This is a genomic window from Promicromonospora sukumoe (genome assembly GCF_014137995.1).
In the GTDB taxonomy this organism is placed as follows: Bacteria; Actinomycetota; Actinomycetes; order Actinomycetales; family Cellulomonadaceae; genus Promicromonospora; species Promicromonospora sukumoe.
Genome location: NZ_JACGWV010000003.1, coordinates 300827 through 324127, shown reverse-complemented (window position 1 = coordinate 324127; position 23301 = coordinate 300827). Strand labels below are relative to the sequence as shown.

Annotated in this window: 16 protein-coding genes; 7 read left to right on the top strand and 9 right to left on the bottom strand. The window is 73.9% G+C overall.

Features of this window, described 5'->3' with window-relative positions:
* Positions 1 to 4: 4 nt before the first annotated feature.
* Positions 5 to 1801: an RNA polymerase sigma factor gene (locus tag FHX71_RS25540; protein ID WP_182620317.1), complete on the bottom strand. Its 1797-nt coding sequence runs from the start codon at positions 1799 to 1801 to the stop codon at positions 5 to 7.
* Positions 1802 to 1892: 91 nt separating this feature from the next.
* Here FHX71_RS25540 and FHX71_RS25535 point away from each other — a divergent pair, with 91 nt between their 5' ends.
* Complete coding sequence (locus tag FHX71_RS25535; RefSeq protein WP_246403549.1) at positions 1893 to 2423, top strand: GyrI-like domain-containing protein; 531 nt, start codon at positions 1893 to 1895, stop codon at positions 2421 to 2423.
* Positions 2424 to 2579: 156 nt separating this feature from the next.
* On the opposite strand, the gene FHX71_RS25530 is transcribed toward FHX71_RS25535, so the two are convergent.
* The 4 genes from FHX71_RS25530 to nirB are packed head-to-tail and all read right to left on the bottom strand — an operon-like array spanning position 2580 to position 7639.
* Positions 2580 to 3671: a uroporphyrinogen-III synthase gene (locus FHX71_RS25530; protein WP_182620816.1), complete on the bottom strand. Its 1092-nt coding sequence runs from the start codon at positions 3669 to 3671 to the stop codon at positions 2580 to 2582.
* A 52-nt stretch (positions 3672 to 3723) separates the two neighbouring features.
* A complete protein-coding gene (gene cobA / locus FHX71_RS25525) occupies positions 3724 to 4533 on the bottom strand; it encodes a uroporphyrinogen-III C-methyltransferase (protein WP_312877216.1) in 810 nt (269 codons plus the stop codon).
* A gap of 56 nt (positions 4534 to 4589) precedes the next feature.
* The gene (nirD, locus tag FHX71_RS25520) at positions 4590 to 5030 is read right to left on the bottom strand and encodes a nitrite reductase small subunit NirD (RefSeq protein WP_182620315.1); all 441 of its coding nucleotides are present in this window, start codon (positions 5028 to 5030) and stop codon (positions 4590 to 4592) included.
* Positions 5027 to 7639, bottom strand: a complete 2613-nt coding sequence (nirB, locus tag FHX71_RS25515; protein WP_182620314.1) for a nitrite reductase large subunit NirB — start codon at positions 7637 to 7639, stop codon at positions 5027 to 5029. The genes nirD and nirB overlap by 4 nt, the downstream gene beginning before the upstream one ends.
* A gap of 193 nt (positions 7640 to 7832) precedes the next feature.
* Here nirB and FHX71_RS25510 point away from each other — a divergent pair, with 193 nt between their 5' ends.
* Positions 7833 to 8603, top strand: a complete 771-nt coding sequence (locus FHX71_RS25510; RefSeq protein ID WP_182620313.1) for a class I SAM-dependent methyltransferase — start codon at positions 7833 to 7835, stop codon at positions 8601 to 8603.
* 757 nt (positions 8604 to 9360) lie between these two features.
* Here the strand turns inward: FHX71_RS25510 and FHX71_RS25505 are convergent.
* Genes FHX71_RS25505 through FHX71_RS25495 form a run of 3 tightly spaced genes read right to left on the bottom strand, consistent with a single transcriptional unit; the run spans position 9361 to position 15058 of the window.
* Positions 9361 to 11196, bottom strand: coding sequence for an FAD-dependent oxidoreductase (locus FHX71_RS25505; RefSeq protein ID WP_220490485.1), 1836 nt, complete (start codon positions 11194 to 11196; stop codon positions 9361 to 9363).
* Complete coding sequence (locus FHX71_RS25500; protein ID WP_182620312.1) at positions 11193 to 13721, bottom strand: molybdopterin oxidoreductase family protein; 2529 nt, start codon at positions 13719 to 13721, stop codon at positions 11193 to 11195. Before FHX71_RS25500 ends, FHX71_RS25505 begins: the two co-directional genes overlap by 4 nt.
* Before the next feature lie 2 nt (positions 13722 to 13723).
* A complete protein-coding gene (locus FHX71_RS25495; protein WP_182620311.1) occupies positions 13724 to 15058 on the bottom strand; it encodes an MFS transporter in 1335 nt (444 codons plus the stop codon).
* 233 nt (positions 15059 to 15291) lie between these two features.
* On the opposite strand from FHX71_RS25495, the gene FHX71_RS25490 reads away from it, so the two are divergent.
* From FHX71_RS25490 to FHX71_RS25475, 4 genes are read left to right on the top strand one after another with little or no spacing between them, the layout of a single operon-like run.
* Positions 15292 to 16605 carry a molybdopterin molybdotransferase MoeA gene (locus FHX71_RS25490; RefSeq protein ID WP_182620310.1) on the top strand — a complete coding sequence of 438 codons (1314 nt, stop codon included), beginning with the start codon at positions 15292 to 15294 and terminating at the stop codon, positions 16603 to 16605.
* Entirely contained in the window at positions 16602 to 17228 is a 627-nt protein-coding gene (gene mobA, locus FHX71_RS25485; RefSeq protein WP_182620309.1) for a molybdenum cofactor guanylyltransferase, read from the top strand. The genes FHX71_RS25490 and mobA overlap by 4 nt, the downstream gene beginning before the upstream one ends.
* Complete coding sequence (locus FHX71_RS25480; protein ID WP_182620308.1) at positions 17225 to 17473, top strand: DUF6457 domain-containing protein; 249 nt, start codon at positions 17225 to 17227, stop codon at positions 17471 to 17473. Before mobA ends, FHX71_RS25480 begins: the two co-directional genes overlap by 4 nt.
* Before the next feature lie 52 nt (positions 17474 to 17525).
* Positions 17526 to 18074 (top strand): methylated-DNA--[protein]-cysteine S-methyltransferase, encoded by a 549-nt coding sequence (locus FHX71_RS25475; RefSeq protein ID WP_182620307.1) that lies wholly within the window; start codon positions 17526 to 17528, stop codon positions 18072 to 18074.
* A 22-nt stretch (positions 18075 to 18096) separates the two neighbouring features.
* Here the strand turns inward: FHX71_RS25475 and FHX71_RS25470 are convergent, their stop codons facing one another.
* A complete protein-coding gene (locus FHX71_RS25470; RefSeq protein WP_182620306.1) occupies positions 18097 to 20424 on the bottom strand; it encodes a hypothetical protein in 2328 nt (775 codons plus the stop codon).
* A 171-nt stretch (positions 20425 to 20595) separates the two neighbouring features.
* Between FHX71_RS25470 and FHX71_RS25465 the strand changes: the two genes are divergently transcribed.
* Positions 20596 to 23217 carry a DEAD/DEAH box helicase gene (locus FHX71_RS25465; RefSeq protein WP_312877215.1) on the top strand — a complete coding sequence of 874 codons (2622 nt, stop codon included), beginning with the start codon at positions 20596 to 20598 and terminating at the stop codon, positions 23215 to 23217.
* The last annotated feature ends 84 nt before the right edge of the window (positions 23218 to 23301 follow it).

The window sequence follows — 23301 nt, the reverse complement described above, 5'->3', positions numbered from 1 at the left end:
CACGCTAGTCGCACTCCGGATCGGACTCGGCGCCGGGCCTCGAGCACCACTCGTCGTCACCCTCGTAGAAGGCGGTCCAGGTCCTTTCCAGCGGGGCGTCGTTCCACTGGTCGATCTGCAACCGCCACCCGGTATAGACGCCCTCGGCGCGGTCGGCCGCGGCCTGCTCCTCGGTGACGGCACCGGCGTCGACGGCTTCCTGCCATGCCGCGTCGTCGTCGACCTGCTCCGATACCCGGGGCCACGTCCACGTCAGCCCCTCCGGGTCGCTCACGGGCAGGGTCTCGCTCAGCAGCCGCGCGACCATGGCGTACGGCATCCGGCCGTCCGTCTCGGGAAGCGCGAAGACGTCGTTGACGGAGGTCGTGTCGGGCCGTGACATCGGGTCCAGGTCCAGCATCGTCCCCAGCTCCGCGAGCCGTCCCTCGTCGCAGGTGGTGACCGCCGCGAGGATCTCGGCGGCGGCGGCCCGCGCGTCGTCCGGGAGGTCCTGAGCCGTGACGGCCCGGTCCTGATAGGCGGCCCCGCTGCAGTCGCCCGACGGCGCCGCGAAGGTCGGCGCCGGGGCGACGCCGCTGTCCAGGTCCACCGTGACCGGGTCGCTGAGCAGGAGACCTTCGTACGAGAGGACCACGAGCAGCTCGTACTCCGCCCCGGGCCGCTCGTTCCGGTACTCACCGAGGCTCTCGGGTACGAGCGTGTCCTCGAGGCACGACGTCGAGCCGCCCGCGACGGCCGCGCCGGACCAGGTGCCGTCGTCGGACAACGATCGTGAGACGTCCGGGTCGGCCTCGCGCCATCCGGCGCCGAGATCGACCACCCGGCCCTCGTGCGCCCACACGATCAGCGGCGAGGTGATGAAGTACGCACGGTTCTCCTCGGTCACGCTGTCCGGCACGGCGCCGGAGATCGTGACCGGAAGCTCCCAGTGCGCGCCCGTTCCCTCGGCGACCGGTGCCAGCTCGCCGGTGATCTCGACGTCGAACACGCCGGTGTCCAGCGCCCGCAGCTCGTCGAGCGGCATACCGCAGTAGACCCCGGCGTCGCGGGACCAGTTGGCCGGCACGTACCCCGGCGTGTACTCGACCTTGTCGTCCGCCGGCAGCGGCTCGGACCGGAGCAGCGGCCTGACGGCGAACGCGCCCCATGCGAGCGCGACGGCCAGCACCATCGACACACCGGCCACGGCACCCACCTTCGCCGTCCGACGCCGGCGCACCGCACCCGCCACTGCGTCCAGCCGCTCGTCGAGCGCCGTCTCCACGGCGGGCACGGAGACCTCGGCCAGGGCCTGGCGCAGCGCGGCGGTCGCGTCGAACAGGTGCCGCTTGACCGTGCCCTGGCTCGTGCCGAGCGCCGCCGCGATCTGCGGCACGGTCAGGTCGTCGAAGAACCGCATCAGCACCGCCTCGCGCTGCCGGGGCGTGAGGCGCTCGAGCGCCGTCCCGACGTCGACCCGCGCCGTCGCGGCCCGGTCCGCCCCAGGTGCGGAGGCGTCGTCCGCCAGGAGGTGCTTGAGGCCGGCCCAGTGGTTCCGCCGCCGGTAGCCGTCCAGGTAGATGGTCAGGATGGCGCGCCGCACGTACCCCTCGGCGTTGGACGCCTCCGGGCGGTCCAGGTCGAGCTGCGTCTGTCCTCCGGCCGACGGCGGACGGCGCAGCCGCGAGTAGATCTTCACCAGCGCGTCCTGCACCAGGTCCTCGGCCTGCGCCTTGTCCCGCGTCAGCGAGTACGCGTACCCCACGAGCGCGCCGCCTCGACGGACCACGAGCTCCGTCAGCTCGTCCTCCCACCGGACCATGTAGGTCTCCCCTCTTCTGCCGCTCGTAACGGACGGGGAGCGCGGACCGTTGAGACGTCGTCGTCGAGATGTCAGAGGCTACGACGGACCGATGAGTCGGAGCAGCCCCGGCGGTCCGACCCTCATGACCACCTACCGCGTCGAGACACGCCCCGAGATCCCCACCGCCGGCATCACCGACACGGTCACCATGACCGAGATCGCCAGGATCGCCGACCGCATCCCCGAGATCGCGGGCTGGATCGTCGAGCACGGCTCGCACCCCGCCGGCGCACCGTACTTCCGGTACCACGTGATCGACATGGCGGCCAAGCTCGTCGTCGAGGTCGGCTTCCCCGTGCCCGACGACGCCGCGCTCACCCCGTCCGGCGACGTCACGGTGGGCGCGATCCCGGCCGGGCGGTACGTGACGACCGTCCACCACGGGCACCCCGACGGCCTGGTCGACGCCACCGGTGCGCTGCTGCGCTGGGCCGCCGCGGAGGGGCTCACGTTCGACCGGCACGACACCGAAGCCGGTGACGCCTGGGCGAGCCGGCTCGAGCACTACCTGACGGACCCCGCCGAACAGCCCGACATGGCGCAGTGGGACACGGAGCTCGCGTTCAAGCTGGCCGACTGATCCGGGTTTCCCGGGGGCCGGGGGCCGTCCCGGCAGGTCCCCGGTGGGCCGTTCCCCTTTGAGACCTAAGTTTCTTCGCTTTGGAGCGGCCCAAAGCGAAGAAACTTAGGTCTCAAAGGGGAATGGGGTCAGCCCCGAAAAGGGACCCGGAAAGCCTCAGGCCAGCTCTATGCGGTAGCCGCGCTTGACCACCGTGCGGATCAGGTCGCGGCGGCCGGCCGCCTCGCGCAGCCGCGCGATCGCGACCTCCGCGGCGTGCGTGTCCTGCGAGTCGCCCGGCAGCGCGGCGAGCACCTCCTCGCGCGGCACGACGTCGCCCGCCGCCGCCGCGAGCAGCCGCAGCACCGCGACACCCGTCGGGGACAGCGGCAGCACCTGCCCGTCCAGCACCGCGACGCGCGCGCGGATCACCAGCGACCCGGCGACGGTGCTCAGCGCGACCGACTCGATGTGCTCGTAGTGCCCCACCAGCGCGCGCACGAGCGCGCCGAGCCGGCCGCGCTCGGGCTGCAGCGGCATGATGCCCCGGTGCTCCAGCGGCTTCGCCGTCACGGGCCCGACGGCGGCGGCGACCGTCGCGCCGTCGACGAACCGCGCGCGGACCCGCTCGACCAGCCCCTCCGCCTCGACGGCCTGCATCCACGCCTCGGCGCCGGGGGCGGACGTGAACACCACGGCGTCGATCTCGCCGTCGGCCACCGCGTGCGCGGAGTCGCGGACCGCCGCCGGGTCGGGCGCGGGACCCCAGCGGTAGACGACGAGGCTCGCGACCTGCGCGCCGGCCTTCTCGAACACCTCGTCGAGCCCGTCGGCGCCCGCGCCGTGGTGCTGGATCGCGATGCGCAGCCCCTGCACACCCTCGCTGAGCAGCACCTCCGCCACCTCGGCGGAGGTCTCGGACTCGGCCACCCAGTCGGCCTGCAGCCCGGCGGCCTGGATCGCGCCGCGTGCCTTGGGGCCGCGCGCGACCAGCCGGACGCCGTCGAGCATGCCGAGCAGCGGCTCGGCGAGCCCGTGCGCGTCGGCGGCCTCGATCCACGCGCGGAAGCCGATCCCCGTGGTCACGACCAGCACGTCCGGCGGCGCGGCGACGATGGCCCGGGTCGCGGCGATCAGCGTCTGGTCGTCGACGTGCGGGATCATGCTGAGCGCGGGCGCGTGCCGGATCGTGGCGCCACGGCGCTCCAGGGCGGCGGCGAGCTCGGAGGCCCGGCGCTCCGCCGTGACCAGCACGGTCGCGCCGGCCATGACCTGGCCCAGCGCCGGGTGGGCGGCCTGCGTGCTGGAGGGCGCTGCGACGTCAGACACCGGCACCTGCCAAGCGTCGCTCACTCGTAGCCTCCAGAAGCCCTGCCGCGGCCACGCGGCCGATGACGACGACCGCGGGCGACCGCACACCACGGGCCGCCGCCACCTCGGGCGCCTCGTCGAGACGGGACCGCGTGACACGCTGCTCCGGCGTGGAACCGTTCTCCACCATCGCCACGGGAGTTCCGGGATCGGCGCCCGCGGCCAGGGACTGCGCCACGATCGCGCCGAGGGACCGCACGCCCATCAGTACGACAAGCGTAGCCGTGCCGTCCCGCACGCAGGAGAGGGCGGCGTTGTCGAGCGGCCCTGCCGTGTCAGACCTGTGGGTCCCCCGAGGGACCTGTGCGTCTGACACCTCCGGGGTGGGGGCGCAGTGGCCCGAGACCACGTGGAAACCCGTCGTTACCCCGCGGTGGGTGAGCGGTATGCCGGCCAGCCCCGGCACGGCGACGGCGGACGTCACGCCCGGGACCACCTCGACCGGCACGCCGGCCGCCGCGCACGCGAGCACCTCCTCGCCGCCGCGGCCCAGCACGAAGGGGTCGCCGCCCTTGAGCCGCACCACGTGGGCGCCCGCCAGCGCGTGCTCCACGAGCAGCTCGTTGATGCGCTCCTGCGGGACGGGGTGCCGGCCGGGCTCCTTGCCGACGTCGACCACGCGGACGTGCGGCGGCAGCTCGGCGAGGATCTCGACGGGGCCGAGCCGGTCGGCGACCACGACGTCGGCCGACTGCAGCGCCCGCCACGCGCGCACCGTCAGCAGGTCGACGGCGCCGGGCCCGCCCCCGACGAGCGTCACCCGCCCCACCTTGTCAGACCCCCAGGTCCCTCGGGTGACCTGTGCGTCTGACACGTTCATCGGAGGCCCACGTGGACCACGTCCTCGCGGACCTCGACCGGGTAGGTCACGAGGTCGGCGGGGAGGTCGTCCTTCGGAGCCTTGTCCGCCAGGGCCAGGCACGCGCCCGTGGCCAGGGAGAACACCTGCTTGTAGACGGGTGCCGCCACCGTCGGCTCGCCGCCCCGCGTGCCGACGATCCCCCGCGACATCACGTTCGCCGCCGAGAACGGGTCCAGGTTCTGCACCGCGTACACCCGTCCGGCGTGGACGCCGTAGGCGGCGTCGTCGGGCAGGCGGAAGAGGGCGATCTGGACGTCCCCGAAGAGCGCGGCCGCGCCGCGCTCGGGGAACAGGTCGGCGAGCGGGCAGACCCGCTCCCAGCGCACCTCGCCCGGCTTGTCAGACCCCCAGGTCACCCCGGGGACCTGTGTGTCTGACACGTCGTGGACGGTCATGCTCGTACCTCCAGCTTCGGGCCCGCGATGACGACGCCGGACGCGCGCTCCGCGGACGTCGCCGGGCGGCGCTGGCCGCGCTCGGTGACGTAGGCGAGCGACGGGTCGGCGTCCTTCGGGGCGTTGACGAAGGAGGAGAACCGACGCAGCTTCTCCGCGTCCTCCAGCACGGCCTTCCACTCGTCCTCGTAGTTCTCGACGTGGCGGGCCATCGCGGCGTCCAGGTCGGCGCAGATGCCGAGCGAGTCCTCCATGATCACCTCGCGCACGCCCTCCAGGCCGCCGTCGACCTCCTCGATCCAGGGCGCGGTGCGCTGCAGGCGGTCGGCGGTGCGGACGTAGTACATGAGGAAGCGGTCGACGGTGCGCAGCAGCTCCTCCGACGTCAGGTCCTCGGCGAGCAGTCTGGCGTGCCGCGGCGTCTGGCCGCCGTTGCCACCGACGTACACGTTCCAACCCTTGTCCGTGGCGATGACGCCCACGTCCTTGCCGCGCGCCTCCGCGCACTCGCGGGCGCAGCCGGACACGCCCATCTTGAGCTTGTGCGGCGAGCGCAGGCCCCGGTAGCGCAGCTCCAGCTCGACGGCCATGCCCACGGAGTCCTGCACGCCGTAGCGGCACCACGTCGACCCGACGCACGACTTCACGGTGCGCAGCGACTTGCCGTACGCGTGCCCCGACTCGAAGCCCGCGTCGACCAGCCGGCGCCAGATGTCCGGGAGCTGCTCCACACGCGCGCCGAACATGTCGATGCGCTGGCCGCCCGTGATCTTCGTGTACAGCCCGAAGTCCTTGGCCACCTGCCCGACGACGATCAGCCCCTCCGGCGTGACCTCGCCGCCGGGCATCCGGGGCACCACGGAGTAGGTGCCGTCCTTCTGCAGGTTGGCGAGCATGTGGTCGTTGGTGTCCTGGAGCGTGGACTGCTCGCCCGCGAGGATGTGCCCGTTGCCGAGGCTCGCCAGGATCGAGGCGACGACGGGCTTGCAGATGTCACAGCCGCGCCCCTTCCCGGCGCCGCCCTCCGGCTGCTTGCCGAAGCGGGCCACGATGTCGCTGAACGAGTGCAGGTCGGCGACCCGGACGGCGTCGAAGAGCTGGGCGCGGGACAACTCGAAGTGCTCGCACAGGGCGGTGCTGACCTCGATGCCGGCGCGCTCCAGCTCGGTGTCCACGAGCTTCTTGACCAGCGGCAGGCAGGCGCCGCAGGTGGTGCCGGCCCGGGTGCAGGCCTTCACGCCCGGCACGTCGGTGCACTGATGCTCGGTCACGGCGCCCCGGATGGTGCCCGCCGAGACGCTGTTGCAGGAGCACACGTTGGCATCGTCGGGCAGCTCCAGGCCCGGCGCACCGCCGCCGCCCTCGGGGAGCAGGAACGCGCTCGGGTCGTCACCGGGAAGCTCCTCGCCGAGCATGGGGCGCAGGCTGGCGTAGGGTCCGGCGTCGCCCACGAAGACGCCGCCCAGGAGGGTGCGCGCGTCGTCGGACAGGACGAGCTTCTTGTAGACGCCGGCCACGGGGTCGGCCCAGACGACCTCGACGGCGTCCTCGGTCCGGGCGTGCGCGTCGCCGAAGGAGGCGACGTCGACGCCGGAGAGCTTGAGCTTGGTCGCCGTGTCCGCGCCCGGGAACTCGGCCTGGCCGCCGAGCAGCCGGTCCACGACCACCTCGGCCATGGTGTTGCCCGGCGCGACCAGGCCCAGGCAGCGGCCCTCGATGCAGGCGACCTCGCCGACGGCCCAGACGTGCGGGTCCTCGGTACGGCAGGTCAGGTCGACGACGACGCCGCCGCGCTCCCCGACCGCCAGCCCGGCCGCCCGGCCGAGCTCGTCCCGGGGGCGGACGCCGGTGGCGACCACGACGACGTCGACGTCGAGCCGGCCGCCGTCGGCGAAGTCGAGGCGGCCCACGTGGCCGGTGCGCCGGTGCGGCTTCATCTGGCTGGTCGCGGTCTCGGCGCGGACGCCGATGCCCTTGGCGTTGATGAGGCGCTTGAGCGCGTGGCCGCCGCCGAGGTCGACCTGCACGCCCATCAGGTGGGTGCCGAACTCGATCACGGTGGCCTGCGCGTCGAGCGCCGTGAGCGCGCCCGCGGCCTCCAGGCCCAGCAGGCCGCCGCCGATGACGGCGCCGCGCACCGGCTTGCCCTCCGGGTAGCTGCGGCGCTTCTCCTCGACCCAGCCGCGGAGTGCGGCCACGTCGTCGATGGTCCGGTACACGAATACGCCGGGCAGGTCGTTGCCGGGGATCGGCGGCATCGCGGCGCTGGAGCCCGTGGCGAGCACCAGCTCGTCATACGCGTGCACCTTGCCGAGGCGGTCGGTGACCGTCCTCGCCTCGCGGTCGATCGACTCGATTCTGCGGTCGGTGTGCAGGGTGACGTGCGGGTCCGCCCACAGGGCCGGGTCGCCCAGGGCGATGCCCTCGGGGCCCTCCTCGAACCAGCGGGTCAGGCCCACGCGGTCGTAGGGCGCGCGGGGCTCCTCCGCGAAGACGGTGACGTGGTAGCGACCGGCGTCGTCCCGGGCGCGCAGCGCCTCGACGAGCCGCTGCGCGACCATGCCACCGCCGATCACCACGAGGTGCTGGGGATTGCCGGAATTGACCATGTCTTGACCGTAGGTCGCGGGTTTTTCGCGCTGGTGCGCCCGTGGTTACCCGGGCCGAACATCTTCCTCACAGGGACTGGCGTGCCCTGGTGAGCGCGGGCCGGGTGGTGGGTCGGTGAGCGCGGGTCGGGTGGCGGAATCCGCGCCCGGAACGCCACCAGGTCCGCGTTCATCGCCGCTACCGTGAGGGCACATGGACATCCGGACCGTCGGCAACCCGATCGTGCAGGCCGGCGGCCGCTGGCTGCGCCGGGTCAACGACCGGCACCCGTGGAGCCACAACGACCACTTCCACGGCTGGGTGCTGCGGCGGCTGCCCGGCCGGACGGCCCCGGGCCTGACGCTCGCGGGCGGACGGCGGCCGGGCCGGACGCCCAGGGACCGGTCGCTCCCGGCTCGGCCGCTCCGTGTGCTCGACGTCGGCTGCGGCCGAGGGCTCCTGCTGAGCCGGCTGCGCGGGCGGTTCGACGAGGTGCTGGGCATCGATGCGGACGCAGCCATGGCTACGGTCGCCGCCGAGCGGTTCGCGGACGACCCCTCGGTGACCGTGCGCCGAGCCCGGTTCGAGGAGATCGACGGCACGTTCGACGCCGTCACGATGATCGCGGTGCTGCACCACCTGCCGCTCGAACCGGCCCTCCGGCACGCGGGCGAGCTGCTCGCTCCCGGTGGTCGGCTGCTCGTGGTGGGGCTGGCGCGGGCCGACTCCCTGACCGACCTCGCCTGGGACCTCCCGTCGTCCCTGCTCAACCCGCTGGTGGGGCTGATGAAACATCCACAGCCGGTCCGTGCCCCTGTAGACGACGGCGGACCCGTGGCGAGCGGCGGACCCGTGATGCCGGTGCGCGACCCCGCCGAGTCGTTCTCGGAGATCTCCCGGACCGCCGGCGCGGTGCTCCCGGGGGCACGGGTCCGCCGTCGACTGTTCTTCCGGTACACGCTGGAGTGGACCCGACCGCGATGAGGCGCCGCGGCACGAGGGCTGAGCTGCCGCAGCACTAGGAATGAAACGGCGCGAGCGGTGAGGTGTCGCGGCACGAGGAATGAAACGGCGCGACACCAGGTGAATCAGGTCCGGGCGGACACCAGGCCCACGCGAGAGGAACCCAGGCAGCCGTGTCCGGTTCGTGCGGGTTCACCGTCGCAGCGAGTGCAGTAAAACGGTGGGTGGCCGCGTGGGCTTGATTTCGGCCACCCTGACCCCGGCCGATTCGCCTCAGCCGGACAGTCAGCCTGAGCAAGATTCCGCGGGTCCCAGTCGAACGAAATTCGGCCCACCCGGCCACCCCCACCACAATGCTGTCCGCCCCACGGGCACCTCGCACAGCGGAAACGTCGCATACCGGGTACCTCAGCACCCCGGACACGTCGCACAGCAGGCACCTCGCACAGCAGGCATTCGCCGCCTGCTGAGCTGAGGGTGCGTTTCTGCCCCGTCATTGGGCCCGACATCAGGCTGGTTCCGGGCCCAATGACGGGGTAGAAGCGCACCTTCCCCGAGCTGGGGCACGCCGGCTCCACAACAGCCGACCACCCCCGGGACGCTTCGCGCAGCAGGCGCAGCAGGCGCAGCAGGCGCAGCATGCGCCGGGCACCGGGCACCGGGCACCGGGCACCGCTGAGGGTGCGCTTCTGCCCCGTCATTGGGCCCGAAATCACGCTGTTCTCGGGCGGAATGACGGGGTAGAAGCGCACCTTTGCCGACCTTGTCCCGAGCTCGATCACGCCGGCTCCGGGATCGCCTCCGCCGATGCGCGGAGCCAGTCGACCAGGCCGCACACGGCGTCCTTGCAGGAGCCGCAGCCTGTCGTCGCGCGGGTCTCGCGCACGACGTCCTCGACGGAGTGCGCTCCCGGCGGGCACGCGCCCGCGATGTCGCCCTTGGTCACGCCGTTGCAGCGGCACACCACGGCGTCCTCGGGCATGTGCTCGGGGGACGACGCCGGGGCCGCCGCCGCCATCACCGGGGTGAGAAGCAGGAACGCGGGGTCCAGCGGCGTGGGGGTGCGGCGGGTGTAGGCGGCGGTGAGGTCTGCGGCGACACGCGCGTCGCCCACGCAGGTCGCCCCCACAAGGACGCCGTCGGAGACCACGACCTCGATGAACCGGCCCGCCCGGGGGTCGGCGAGGCGGATCGAGCGGTGTGCGGGCTCGTCCGGGCGCGACGGGCCGCAGACCCCCATCGTGGTGACGCTGAGCGGTCCCGCCTTGACCTTCACGACGTCGGTCCCCCGGGTGTCGATCCCCCGGTCCGTCTGCGCGCGGCTCGACGTCGCGCCGCTGGTCAACAGGGCTCCGAGGCGCACCGCCATGCTGGGCTGGGCGCCGTCGTCCGGAAGGCGCAGGTGCGCGAGCGGCCGGGTCCCGGCGAGTCCGGCCCCAGCGAGTCCGGCCCCGCCGGCCGCGGCCCCGCCGGCCGCGACACCGCCAGCTACGGCACCGGCGGGCGCGGCGCCAGTGAAGCCGGCCTCCGCCGCTGCAGCGACCGGCGCGACCACCGCAACCGGGCTGACCACCGCAACCGGCGTGACCGGCTCGACCAGCGAGACCAGGTGCTCCGCCAACCGCCGCGCCTGGTCCCAGCCCTCGGCGACGAGCCCCCGCGAGCCGTTGGGCGGCTGCGCGCAGTCGCCGATCGCGTGCACGCGCGGGTCGTCGGGGCTGGCGAGGTCGTACCCGACGACGACGCCGCGGTCCGTCGTCAGCCCCGCCGCCGCGGCGAGGCCGGTCTCCGGAATGGTGCCCACGGAGAACACGATCAGGCGCGCCGCGACCACCTCGTCGCGCGGGGCCGCGCCAGCCCGAGCCACACCCGCCGGGGCCGCGCCAGCCGCCGCCGCAGCAGCAGCGGCACCGTTGTCCCGGACCCGGATGCCGACGGCGCGGCCGCCCGCGACAAGTACCTCGCTGGACAGGCTGTTCGGGCGCACGATCACGCCCTGCCCCTCCAGGCCGGCCCGGACGACGTCGGCGGCCTCCGTGACGAGCTGCCGCTCCATGAGGCCCTCGCCGTGGTGGACGAGCGTCACGTTCAGGCCGCGGCCCGCGAGCCCGACGGCGGCCTCCAGACCCAGCACGCCGCCGCCGACCACGACGGCGCGCGGCGAGTTCACGGTCGCGGCCACGATCTCGCGGGCGTCGTCGAGGGTACGCAGCGCGTGGACGCCGGCGGGCAGTCCGCCGTCGGGCGTACGCAGGCCGGGGATCGGCGGGATGCGGGCGGCGGCGCCGGTCGCCAGGACCACGTGGTCGTACGGGTGCACCGTGCCGTCGTCGGCGTGCACCACCCGCGCGCCGCGGTCGATCGACGCCGCGACGACGCCCCGGCGCACGGAGACGCGGGCGCCGTCGGGCAGGGGCATCGTGATGGCGGCGACATCGGTGCGTCCCGCCACGACGTCGCTCAGCAGCACCCGGTTGTACGGCTCGTACGGCTCGCTGCCGAGCACCGTGATGTCGAACGCCTCGGGCTCGCGGCGCAGGAGCTCGTCGACGAGCCGCGAGCCGACCATGCCGAAACCCACCACGACGACCTTCACAGGGACACGCAGGTTCATGTCGAGAGCTCCTTCGTCAGGGTGCCCCGCCGGCCGAGCGCGTCGGCCGCCGGGACGTCCACCGCGGGGACGTCCACCATCGAGACGTCCACCGCGCACACCTTGAACTCCGGCATGCCGGAGATCGGGTCGGTGGCGTCCGTCGTCACCTGGTTGACCGACCCGACGCCGCTCCAGTGGAACGGCATGAAGACGGTGTCGGGGCGCACGGCGTCGGTCCAGCGCGCCGTCGCCTCGACCCGGCCCCGGGCACTGGTGAGGCGCACGCGGGCGCCGTCGGGCACGCCGATGCGGAAGCCGAGCACGGGGTGCAGCTCGACGTACGGCTCGGCCACGAGGCGCTCCAGCTCCGCGACCCGGTGCGTCTGCGCGCCGGACTGGTAGTGCTGCAGCACCCGGCCCGTGACCAGGTAGAACGGGGCGTCCGGGCGCACGTCGTCGCTCGGGCCCACGTGGTCGACGGCGACCATGCGCGCGCGCCCGTCGGGCGTCCCGAACCGGTCGAGGAACAGCCGCGGGGTCCCGGGGTGCAGGGCCGTCGGCGACGTGTCAGACGCTGAGGTCACGGGAGGGACCTGTGCGTCTGACACGTGCTCCGCCTGTGCCGGGACCGGCCAGAACAGGCCCGGTCCGCCGTCCGCCTCGTCGGCGTCGAGCCGCGCGTGCGACAAGCCGGAGTAGTCGGCGGGGCCGCCCGCCGACGCCCGGGCGAGCTCGTCGAACACGACCGCGGGGTCGGTCGGGAAGGCCAGTGTCTCGGGCGCGCCGAGCCGGCGCGCCAGCTCGGCGATGATCCACAGCTCGGAGCGCGCCTCGCCCGGCGCCCGCACCGCGGCCCGACGGCGGATGACCCGCCCCTCGAGCGACGTCATCGTGCCCTCCTCCTCGGCCCACTGGGTCACGGGGAGCACGACGTCGGCCAGCAGGGCCGTCTCGCTCGGCACGAAGTCGCAGACCACGAGGAGGTCGAGGCTGCGCAGCCGGTCGATCACGCCGCCGGCGTTCGGCGCGCTGACCACGAGGTTGGAGCCGTGCACCAGGAGCGCGCGGGGCCGGCCGGGGGCCGGCACGCCTTCAGGGTCGACGGCGCCCAGGGACTTGAGGAGCTGCACCGCGGGCAGGCCCGGGCCGGGCAGGGAGTCGGGGTCCACACCCCAGACGGCGGCGACGTGCGCGCGCGCCGCCGGGTCGTCGATCTTGCGGTAGCCCGGGAGCTGGTCGGCCTTCTGACCGTGCTCGCGGCCGCCCTGACCGTTGCCCTGCCCGGTGATCGCGCCGTAGCCCGAGCCGACCCGCCCCGGCAGGCCGAGCGCCAGCGCCAGGTTGATCGCGGCGGTCACGGTCGCGGTGCCCTGCGTGGACTGCTCGACGCCGCGCCCCGTCAGCACGTACGCGCCGGTCCCGCCGTGCACCGGGGCGGCCGCGGCGAGCAGCCGGGCCACGCGGCGCAGGTCGGCGGTGGGCACGCCCGAGACCGTCTCGACCCGCTCGGGCCACCAGGCCGCGACCGAGCGGGCGACGTCGTCGAACCCGGTGGTGCGCTCGTCCAGGTACGCCCGGTCGGCGAGGCCCTCCGCGAGCACCACGTGCAGCAGGCCGAGCAGCACGGCGAGGTCGGTGCCGGGTACGGGGGCGAGGTGCACGCCCTGGGCGGCGGCGGCCCCGGCCCCGGCGCCTGCGCCGTCCGCCCGCCCGGAACCGCCCGCCTGCCCGACGGCGCTCGCATTCGCGCCCGCCTGCCCGCCCGACGCCGGGTCCCCGGCGAGCCGGGCCGTCGCGGACCGCCGCGGGTCCACGACGACGAGCCCGCCCGCCGCCCGCGCCCCGGCCAGGTGCTGGACGGCGGGCGGCATGGTCTCGGCGAGGTTCGAGCCGAGCAGCAGCACGGCCTGCGCGCCGCCGAGGTCGGCCAGCGGGAAGGGCAGGCCGCGGTCGACGCCGAACGACCGGTTCATCCCGGCCGCCGCGGACGCCATGCAGAACCGCCCGTTGTAGTCGATGTTCGGCGTCCGCAGCACGGTCCGCGCGAACTTGCCGAGCGCGTACGCCTTCTCGTTCGTCAGCCCGCCGCCGCCGAAGACGGCCACGGCCTCCGGGCCGTGCTCCGCGGCGATCCCGGCGAGCTGGCCGGCGACCAGATCGAGCGCCACGTCCCAGGAGACGGGCACCAGCGGGCTGACTCGCCGGGCCTCGTCGGCCGAGCCAGCCGGCCGGTCGGACCAACCCGCAGACCCGGCGAACCCGTCCGCCGAGTCAGTCGGGTGGTCCGCGCCCGTCAGCAGGGATCGCCGGACCAGCGGCACGGTGATCCGGTCGGACGCCCCGAGCACCGACGCCGACGTCCAACCCTTCTGGCACAGCCCGCCCCGGTTGGTCGGGAAGTCGCGGGGCTGCACCTCGGGCACGCCGGGCACCGCGGCACCGGCGGTGCCCGGCGCACCGGCGCGCGGCGTCAGCGACATCCCGCACTGCAGCGCGCAGTAGGGGCAGTGCGACTCGACCGGGGTCCCGGGGGTGGCGAGCATGCTCAGACCCGTGCCGCGGCCATGGCGCCGCGCCCGTAGACCAGCCAGCAGACCAGGGCCATCACCACGTAGACCCCGATGAACAGCCACAGCGCGGGCACGATCGACCCGGCCACGGTGGTCGACAGGGCGAACCCGCGCGGGATGAGGAACCCGCCGAACGCACCGATCGCGCCGGCGATGCCGATGCAGCCGGCGGCGGCCTTCGCCGTCCCGCCGCTGGCCCGGAAGACCGCCGGGATCATGCGGTAGACGGAGCCGTTGCCCACGCCGGTGGCGACGAACAGGCCGAGGAACGAGCCGAAGAAGAGCGGGAAGCTGCCGGACCCCAGCGCGGTGATGGCACCCACGGCGCCGAGCGCCATCACGGCGAAGGCGCCGACGGTCACGACCGCGCCGCCGACCCGGTCGGCGAGGATGCCGCCCAGCGGCCGGGCGACCGACCCCACGAGTGCGCCGAGGAAGGCGAGCGGGATCGCGACCTCCGGGAACTGCGCCGCAAGGAGCGTCGGGAAGGCGCCCGCGTAGCCGATGAACGACCCGAACGTGCCGATGTAGATGAAGCTGATGACCCACGTGTGCTTGTGGTGCACCGCCACGGCGAACGAGCGCGGGTCGGCCTTGGCCGAGGACAGGTTGTCCATCCAGCGCCAGGCGAGGAACGCGGCCAGCAGGATGAACGGGATGAAGATCAGCCCGGCCCGGTCGAGCGCCACGCCCGCCCCGGCGACGATGACGAGCGGCACCGCGAGCTGCACGGCCGCCGTGCCGATGTTGCCGCCGGCGGCGTTCCAGCCCAGGGCCGCGCCCTTCTCCCTCTCGGGGAAGAAGAAGGAGATGTTCGCCATCGACGACGCGAAGTTGCCGCCGCCGAGGCCCGCGAGCGCCGCGGCGCCGAGCAGCACGGGGAACGGCGTGGTCGGGTCGCCGACCGTGAGGATGAGCGCGCCCGTGGGCAGCAGCAGGAGCAGCGCGGACGCGATGGTCCAGTTGCGGCCGCCGAAGACGGGGACCGCAAAGGTGTAGGGGATGCGGAGCGTGGCGCCGACGAGGGCGGGCACCGAGATGAGCCAGAACATCTGGTCGACGGTGAGGTCGAAGCCCGCGGCGGGGAGCTGGGGCACGACGATGGACCAGACGGCCCAGACCCCGAACCCGAGGAACTCGGCGAAGATCGACAGGACGAGGTTGCGGCGGGCGGTGCGGCGTCCGCCGTCCTCCCAGAGGGTCTTGTCCTCGGGGTCCCAGTGGTCGATCCAGCGTCCGGTGTGGCGCTGGACGGCTGATCGTCCGGCGCTCTGGGTCGCCTCGGCTTCGCGTGCTGTCGGAGTGGACACGTCGTCCTCCCTGCATGGGCGTATGCCCGACGACGCCGGGCGCGCCCGGACCGACAGGTGCCGTGTCCGGGGCCGGCCCGACGTCGGACCGACAGCCAGAAACCTAGGGAGACGGTGTTTCATCGCCCGACAAAGAGCAGTTAATCGACCGTAAGGAAGAACGCACAGGGTGCGGCACCAGGTTGTGAGGCACAGGTAACCCCGCCCGAACGCCCTTCGCATAGCGTCGTCCTATGGAGTCCCGGTTGCGGAGCGTCACGGAACACGTCGAGCACGTGCTCGCGCTCGTCGAGCCACTGCCGGCCGTCGCGTCGGACCTGGTGGGAGCCGACGGCGCGGTCCTCGCCGAGGACCTGTACGCCAGGGTCTCGGTCCCGCCCTTCGAGAGCGCCGCGATGGACGGGTACGCCGTGCGGCTCGCCGACCTGCCGGCCGACGGCGCGCCGGTGACGCTCCGGGTGACGGGGGACGTCGCGGCCGGGGCCGGTCCCGCCGCCCGGGAGGGGATCGGGCCGGGCGAGGCCGTGCGGATCATGACCGGGGCCCCGCTCCCGCCCGGGGCCGACGCCGTGGTCCCCGTCGAGCACACCTCGACCGGCCGGTTCGTCGCCGGCGCGTCCCGGGCGGAGTCGGCGGTCACGCTCGCCCGGCGCCCCCGCGCGCACGTCCGGGCCGCGGGCGAGGACGTGACCGAGGGCGAGCTGCTCGCGAGGGCGGGCAGCGTGGTGACGGCGGCGACGGTGGGCGCGCTGGTCGCGTCCGGCACGGTGCGTGTTCCCGTCCGACGTCGCCCGCTGGTCGCGGTGATCTCCACGGGCGCCGAGCTGGTGCCGGCCGGGGGCGGCCTCGGGCCCGGCCAGATCACGGACTCCAACGGTCCGATGCTCGCGGCGGCGGCGCGGGCGGCAGGGGCCGACGTCGTCCGCCCGGGGCCGGTGCCCGACGACCCGGACGCGCTGCGCGCCGCGCTGGACGTTGCGGTGCGTGCCTCCGGCGTCGACCTGATCGTGACGGCGGGAGGTGTGTCGGCGGGTGCTGCCGACGTGGTGCGGGAGGTGCTGGCGGCGTCCGCCCTGGGTGCCGGCGGCGTGACGGACGCCGACGTCGCCACCGTCGCGATGTCCCCCGGCAAGCCGCAGGCGCTGGCCCGCTGGCGCGGCGCCCCCTGGCTGGCGCTGCCCGGCAACCCGGTGGGCGCCTACGCGTCGTTCGAGCTGTTCGTGCGGCCGGCGATCGACCGGCTGCGCGGCCTGGGGGGCTCGGGGGAAGTCCTGCTCAGCCAGGGAGGTAACGCTGAGCCAGCAGTGCGCGCACAGCGTTACCTCCCTGGCCGCGCATACCTCTCCCTCCGCACGGCCACGGCGTGGTCCAGCCCGGCGGGCAGGCTCCAGGCGCTGCCCGTCCGCGTGGTCGACGGCGCGATCGAGCCCGCGGGCTCGCACCACTCCCTGGCGGCGCTCGCCGGGGCTGACGGCCTGGCCCTCGTGCCGCCCGACGTCGAGAAGGTGCGCGCCGGGGACGTCGTCCAGGTGCTGATGCTGCGATGACCAGGACCGTCGCCAGGATCGAGTACGACGCCGTCGTGCTGGCGGGCGGCCGGGCCGCTCGCCTGGACGGCACCTCCAAGGCCGGGCTCGTCGTGGGCGGTGCGCGGCTGCTCGACCGTGCGCTGGCCGCGAGCGCCCGCGCGCGCCGCGTCGCCGTCGTGGGTCCGCCGGAGCTCGCGAGCGCGCTTCCGGTGCGCGATCCGGCGTCGGGCTATGCGGGCTCCGCACCTCTTCTGACCAGGGAGGACCCGCCGTTCGGTGGACCGGTGGCAGGACTCGCCGCCGGGCTGCGTGCCCTGCCGGACCCGGGCGCGCCCTGGGTGCTGCTCCTCGCCGTCGACGTGCCGGGCGCCGCCCGGGCGATCGTGCACCTGGAGGAGGCCGTTTCACGTGAACCCGTGGACGGCGCCTACCTGGTGCACGAGGGCAGGGCCCAGTGGCTGGTCGGGCTGTACCGGCGCGCGGCCCTCGACCGCGGGCTGGACGGGATCGAGACCGACGGGGCGCCGATGAAGCGCCTGGTCGGCGCGCTCCGGTGCGCGGAGGTCCCGGACCCGGCAGGCTGGAGCGACGACATCGACACCCCCGCCGACGTGGCCCGATACCGGAAAGACGAGAGATGACAGACCTCAAGCAGTGGATCTCCGACCTGGAGTCGGAGCTCGGCCTCCCCACGGGCACCATCGACATGAAGAAGGTCCTGGACCTCGCCCGGGACGCCGCCCACGCCGTCGAGCGCCCGGCGGCCCCGCTCACCACGTACGCCGTCGGATATGCCGACGGGCTGGCCGCGGCCGGCGCGCTCGTCGCCGACCCGGACCCCACGCAGAAGGCGACCGAGCTGGCGGCCCGCTGGACCACCGACTGACCTCCGCGCCCGGGTGCGGGCGGTGTCAGTGGTGCCGCCTATCGTTGGCGGCATGGACCACAGCAGGCTCGAGTTCGCGGTGGTCCCCACCGCGATCGGTGAGTGCGCGCTCGTCTGGAACGAGGACGCGGAGATCGTCGGCTCGACGCTGCCCCACGGCAGCGCCGACCAGTTACGGGGTGCCGTGCGCGGCTGGTACCCGGGCGCCGTCGAGGCCTCGCCCGCCCCGGTCGCGGCAGCGGCCGAGGCGCTGAAGCATCTGCTCGACGACGGCGTCGGCGACCTCGCGGAGGTCCCCCTGAACATGAGCGCCGTGCCCGACTTCGACCGCCGGGTGTACGAGATCGTGCGCGCCATCCCGCCGGGCGAGACCCGCACGTACGGCGAGGTCGCGACCGAGCTCGGCGCGCCCGGAGCAGCGCAGGCCGTGGGCCAGGCGATGGGCCGCAACCCGTTCCCGCCGATCGTGCCGTGCCACCGGGTGCTGGCCGTGGGCCGCCGTGTCGGCGGGTTCTCGGCCCGCGGTGGCACACGCACCAAGATCCGGATGCTGGAGACGGAGGGCGTCTACCTGGAGCAGCCCACGCTCTTCGACCTGTGAGCGTGGGCCGCACCGGGCGTCGTCAGCGGATGAGCGTGGTCATCGATTTGGACACGGCCTTGGTGGTGTAGCCGGCCCGCGAACCTGTCACCACCACGGAGACCCGCTTGCCCTTGGCCGAGCTCGGCACCTTGAACGTGGAGCCGGTCGCACCCTTGACCACCTTCCCGGCAACCTTCCACTGGTACTTCACCGTCGTCGGCTGCGGCGTCCAGGTGCCGCGGACCACCGCCAGCTTGGCGCCGACCTTGGACGTGCCCGTGATCTTCGGCGTGGGCGCCGAGAAGACGCCGGCCTTGACCGCAGCTGTCGAGGGGCTGACCAGGGTCTTGGTGCTGTAGCCGGTCTTCGAGCCGGTGATCGCGACGGTGACCTTCTTGCCCTTGGCCGACGACGTGACCTTCCACGTCGAGCCGGTCGCACCCGAGACCGCCTTACCGTCCACGCGCCACTGGTAGGTCGTCCTCGAGGGCGACGGTGTCCAGGGGCCGCGCAGGGCCGTGAGGGTTCTGCCGACCTGCGGGGTGCCGGAGATCGACGGGGAACGGAGGGCGGAGAACGCCAGCGGCGTGATCGTGATGGTGCGCTGGGTACTCCAGGCCGGAGCCTCGGGGTAGGCACGGTAGGTGAACGTGAGCGTCTTGGTCCCGGAGCCGAGTGCGGCGGCGTCGAGCTCGAGCTCCTCGGTGCGCTCGTCGAAGGTCGCGCTCCCGACGGTCGCCGAGCCCGACCTGACCGTCACCGTCCCGTAGGGCGTGACGGCGTCCTCGCTCAGGGTCACGGAGGCCGTAGGGACGTCACCGAACGTGTACGACGTCGGACCGCTCACCGTGATGGCCGGGGGCGTCGGATCGGCAACGCCCGAAGCGACGTCGAGCCGATAGGTAGTCTGCCCGCTGCGGTTACCGGCCTTGTCGAGCGCCTCGACCGTCAGCGAGACCGGTCCGGGACTCGTGGGAGTCACGTTGATCACCGTGTTCTTGGTAGCCACCACCTCGGTCCTCGGGGACGTCATGAGGCCGTACCGGTACGTCACGACGTCACTCGACGGGCTGGTGAGCAGGAACGATCCCATGACGCCCACTCCACCGCGCTCGGCGTTCTCGAGGTACACGGCCGTTCCGCCCAGCAGGGGCTGGACCACGGGCGCCTCGGGCGCCTCGATGTCGATCGAGAACTCGCAGGAGGCGCTGGGACCGACGAGACCGCTGCCGTCCGTCGCGAAGACAGACCAGACGTAGTCGCCGCTGGTCAGGACATCCGACGGCACGGTGACGCGATGGCGTAGCCGGCTGGCGAACCCTTCCGTGCCCTCCCAGACCGTCACCTCGGGGGCATCGGCCCTGGCTACCCGGAACGTCGCCGTCACGGGCGCAGTCTGCGGTTCGTCCGGCAGCCCGCCCTGGTACGGGTCGGGATCGACGATGTTCGCCGTCAGGTAGGGAGTCGTCGTTCGGAGCACCTGGTCGCCGGTGCACGGGTAGCTGAATCCCTGGGTGCCGACACCAAGATCGGTCGGCGCCAGGGGCGGGCGGTTGAACCGGACGATGAGCGTCGCGGTCGGCTTGAACGAGTTCCATCCGCAGGTCATGCAGGTCTCGTCCGTGGCCCGCACACCGACCGTCACCGACGAGCGGTCGCCCTTCACCGCGTTGACCGCGAGCTGTGTGGCGTCAAAGTCGAAATAGCCCGTGTAGGCAGGCTTCTCCGTGCAGGCAGGCCAGTAGAACGCGATCTGTCCGGCGTGCCGGTCCTGCGTCCACCCCGCGGTGCTCGACCAGCCGGTGCCCGCCGAGATCCGGGGAATGTCGTAGAGATCGAGCCGGTTCGGCGTGCAGTCGACGTCATCCATCCATGCGTTGCTGCCCTGAAGGACAAGCTCGGCGGACGTGATGTCCCCGGGAGCCAGGTCACGGAGGACACTCAAGCCGTCGAACTGCCAGGCAAGACGCTGCACACCCGCCTCGTCGCAGCCGTCTGCGTACTCGGCCGGGTCGCAGTAGCCCACCCACTGCGTCCCGGACCAGCCGAAGTCCGCCGGAGCGGTGGAAGAGAGCGCCGTGTGAGCTGCCGCCCTGGTCGAGAGGTAGGGATCCTGGGCAGACGCCTCGAACCGCATCGTCCCACCAGGTTCCGCGACGAGCCCGGTGTCTTCGCCGCCGGCATCGAGCACGTCGACGTCCTCCGCGCACACCCCGGCAAGGGCCACCGCCTCGGCCTCGCTCGCGGCGGTGCCGTCGCACTCGACGGCGGGTGTGGGGCGCGCGGTGCCGGCGGCCGCGGCCGGCGACACGAGGACAGTGAGCACCAACCCGACCGCTGTGGCTCCGGCAATCAGGGAGCGCCTCATTCGTCCTCCTACGGCACTGGAACAGCGATGACGGCGTGAACCTACCGGCGGAGCACGTCAGGTCCGAGCCAATTCGCGGGTGAAGTCGTCCGTCCTGGCCAGGTTGCTACCGCGCCTCGGCGACGTCCTGACCCCACCTTGGGAAAGCCCCGGGGTGCGACACTGTCCTGCGTGCCAGACGCCCCCGCCCACCCCCTCCTCGACGTGCTCCTCGCCGGTGACGCGCGCGCCGAGCGGCTGACGGCGTCGCGCACCTTCCCGGAGCGCGTCGCGGAGCACACCGACTGGCCCGAGTGGGCCGACGCGACCGTCGTGCAGGGGTACCGGAAGCTCGGCGTCGACCGGCCGTGGACGCACCAGGCCGTCGCGGCCGACCTCGTCCACCAGGGCCGGCACACCGCCGTCGCCACGTCCACGGGTTCGGGCAAGTCGCTGGCGTTCTGGTTGCCCGCGCTCTCGGCTGTCCGGACGGCGGCCGCAGCCGCGACGCTCGACCCCGGGAACATCGCGTCGGCGCACGTGCGCCCCACGACCATCTACCTCAGTCCCACCAAGGCCCTGGCCGCCGACCAGCTCAGCGCGCTGGAGCGTGTGCTCGACGCCGCCGGCACGCGCGACGTCCGCGTCGCGACGTGCGACGGCGACACCTCGCGCGAGGAGCGGTCCTGGGTGCAGGACCACGCCGACGTCGTGCTCACCAACCCCGACTTCCTGCACTACTCACTACTGCCCAACCATCGCCGCTGGTCACGGCTGCTCAAGGGGCTGCGCTACGTCGTCGTCGACGAGGGGCACGCCTACCGCGGGGTCTTCGGCGCGCACGTCTCGCTGGTGCTCCGGCGGCTCGCGCGCCTCGCGGCGCGGTACGGCGAGGGCTCGCCCACGTTCGTCGTCGCCTCGGCGACGACGGCGGAGCCCGCCGTCAGCGCGGCCCGCCTCATCGGCGTGCGGCCCGACGACGTCACCGCCGTCACCGAGGACGCCTCCCCCTCCGGCCGCCGGACGGTCCTCCTGTGGCAGCCCCCGGAGATCGCCTCGTGGCGGCCTCCGGTGGACGACGCCGAGGTCGGCAGCCCGCACCGAGATCGGTCCGGCGACGAGCCGAGCTCGATGCGACGGGCCGATCTCACGGAGCCCGATCCCTGGGCCCTGCCGGGTCCGGACCCGGAGACGGCGCCCATCGCGACGACGGCCCCGCCGGAGCACCCCCGGCGGTCCGCGACGGCCGAGGTGGCCGACCTGCTCGCCGACCTCGCCGCGGCCGGTGCCCGCACCCTCGCGTTCACCAGGTCGCGGCGCGGCGCGGAGTCGGTGGCCCAGCAGGCCCGTGACCACCTGCGGCACTCCGCGCCCGAGGCGGGCCGCCGGATCGCGGCCTACCGCGGCGGATACCTCCCCGAGGAGCGCCGCGAGCTGGAGCAGGCCCTGAGGACCGGCGACCTGCTCGGCCTGGCGACGACCAATGCGCTGGAGCTCGGCGTGGACATCTCCGGCCTCGACGCGGTGCTCATCGCGGGCTGGCCCGGCACCCGCATGTCGCTGTGGCAGCAGGCGGGCCGCGCGGGACGGGCGGGCGCGGACGGCCTGGTCGCGTTCGTCGCGCGCGAGGACCCGCTCGACACCTACCTCGTGACCCACCCGGAGGCCGTGTTCGACGCCCCGCTGGAGGCCACGGTGTTCGACCCGGCGAACCCGCACGTCCTGGCGCCGCACCTGTGCGCGGCCGCCCAGGAGGCGCCGCTGCGGTCCGAGGACCTCGCGGACTTCGGCGAACCCGCCCACGTGCGCGGCATCCTGGACGTGCTGGTCGCCCGGGGCGCGCTCCGGCGTCGGACCTCCGGGTGGTACTGGACCCACCACCAGGCCGCAGCGGGCCTGACCGACCTGCGCGGAGCGGGCGGCACGCCCGTCCGCGTGGTGGAGCAGGGCACCGGCCGGATGCTCGGCACGGTCGACGCCGCCTCCGCGGACGGCCAGGTGCACGACGGCGCCGTCTACGTGCACCAGGGCACCACCTACGTGGTGTCGCACCTCGACCTGACCGACCACACCGCCGTCGTGCAGCGCCGTCGGCTCGACTACGGGACGTGGTCGCGGTCGGTCATGTCGGTCGCGATCGAGGGCTGGGACGACGGCGCGGGGGCGCCCGACGGCGCTGCCGGAGCCTCGGATGCTGACGGCACCGCGGACGACGGGCCCGGCCGCGACCTGGTCACCCGGGAGTGGGGGCCGGTCACGTGGGGCCTCGGCGCGGTGGAGGTGACGTCGCAGGTGGTCAGCTTCCAGCGGCGTCGCGTCCCGGACATGCAGGTGCTGGGGACGGAGCAGCTCGAGCTGCCCGAGCACACCCTCGGCACGGTGGCGGTCTGGTGGTCGGTCCCGGAGTTCGTGCTGCGGGCGGCGGACATCTCCCCCGAGCAGACGCCCGGCGCCCTGCACGCCGCGGAGCACGCCTCGATCGGCCTGCTGCCGCTGCTGGCGACGTGCGACCGCTGGGACCTCGGCGGGGTGTCGACCGAGCTGCACGCCGACACCGGCGAGGCGACCGTGTTCGTCTACGACGCCTACCCCGGCGGCGCCGGCTTCGCGGAGCGCGCCTACGACCTGGGCGCCGCCTGGCTGCGGGCGACCCGCGACGCCATCGCCGCCTGCCCCTGCGCCGACGGCTGCCCGGCGTGCGTGCAGTCGCCGAAGTGCGGCAACTACAACTCGCCGCTCGACAAGGACGCCGCGGTACGGCTGCTGGACGCGGTGCTGTCGCACGATCCGCGGGCCGCGCTCACCGAGCCGTGAGCGAGGCCGTAGGCGGAGCAACTGGCGGGGTAGCCGGCGGGTCGCAGCCGCTTACCGCGTCGTAACGGAGCGGTCTTCCGTCAG

What these genes read in the sequence shown, in the direction of transcription:
- FHX71_RS25540 (WP_182620317.1), bottom strand. Translation starts at nt 1,801, where the DNA reads ATGGTCCGGTGGGAGGACGAGCTGACGGAGCTCGTGGTCCGTCGAGGC.
- FHX71_RS25535 (WP_246403549.1), top strand. Translation starts at nt 1,893, where the DNA reads ATGAGTCGGAGCAGCCCCGGCGGTCCGACCCTCATGACCACCTACCGC.
- FHX71_RS25530 (WP_182620816.1), bottom strand. Translation starts at nt 3,671, where the DNA reads ATGGCCGGCGCGACCGTGCTGGTCACGGCGGAGCGCCGGGCCTCCGAG.
- nirD (WP_182620315.1), bottom strand. Translation starts at nt 5,030, where the DNA reads ATGACCGTCCACGACGTGTCAGACACACAGGTCCCCGGGGTGACCTGG.
- nirB (WP_182620314.1), bottom strand. Translation starts at nt 7,639, where the DNA reads ATGGTCAATTCCGGCAATCCCCAGCACCTCGTGGTGATCGGCGGTGGC.
- FHX71_RS25510 (WP_182620313.1), top strand. Translation starts at nt 7,833, where the DNA reads ATGGACATCCGGACCGTCGGCAACCCGATCGTGCAGGCCGGCGGCCGC.
- FHX71_RS25505 (WP_220490485.1), bottom strand. Translation starts at nt 11,196, where the DNA reads ATGAACCTGCGTGTCCCTGTGAAGGTCGTCGTGGTGGGTTTCGGCATG.
- FHX71_RS25500 (WP_182620312.1), bottom strand. Translation starts at nt 13,721, where the DNA reads ATGCTCGCCACCCCCGGGACCCCGGTCGAGTCGCACTGCCCCTACTGC.
- FHX71_RS25490 (WP_182620310.1), top strand. Translation starts at nt 15,292, where the DNA reads ATGGAGTCCCGGTTGCGGAGCGTCACGGAACACGTCGAGCACGTGCTC.
- mobA (WP_182620309.1), top strand. Translation starts at nt 16,602, where the DNA reads ATGACCAGGACCGTCGCCAGGATCGAGTACGACGCCGTCGTGCTGGCG.
- FHX71_RS25480 (WP_182620308.1), top strand. Translation starts at nt 17,225, where the DNA reads ATGACAGACCTCAAGCAGTGGATCTCCGACCTGGAGTCGGAGCTCGGC.
- FHX71_RS25475 (WP_182620307.1), top strand. Translation starts at nt 17,526, where the DNA reads ATGGACCACAGCAGGCTCGAGTTCGCGGTGGTCCCCACCGCGATCGGT.
- FHX71_RS25470 (WP_182620306.1), bottom strand. Translation starts at nt 20,424, where the DNA reads ATGAGGCGCTCCCTGATTGCCGGAGCCACAGCGGTCGGGTTGGTGCTC.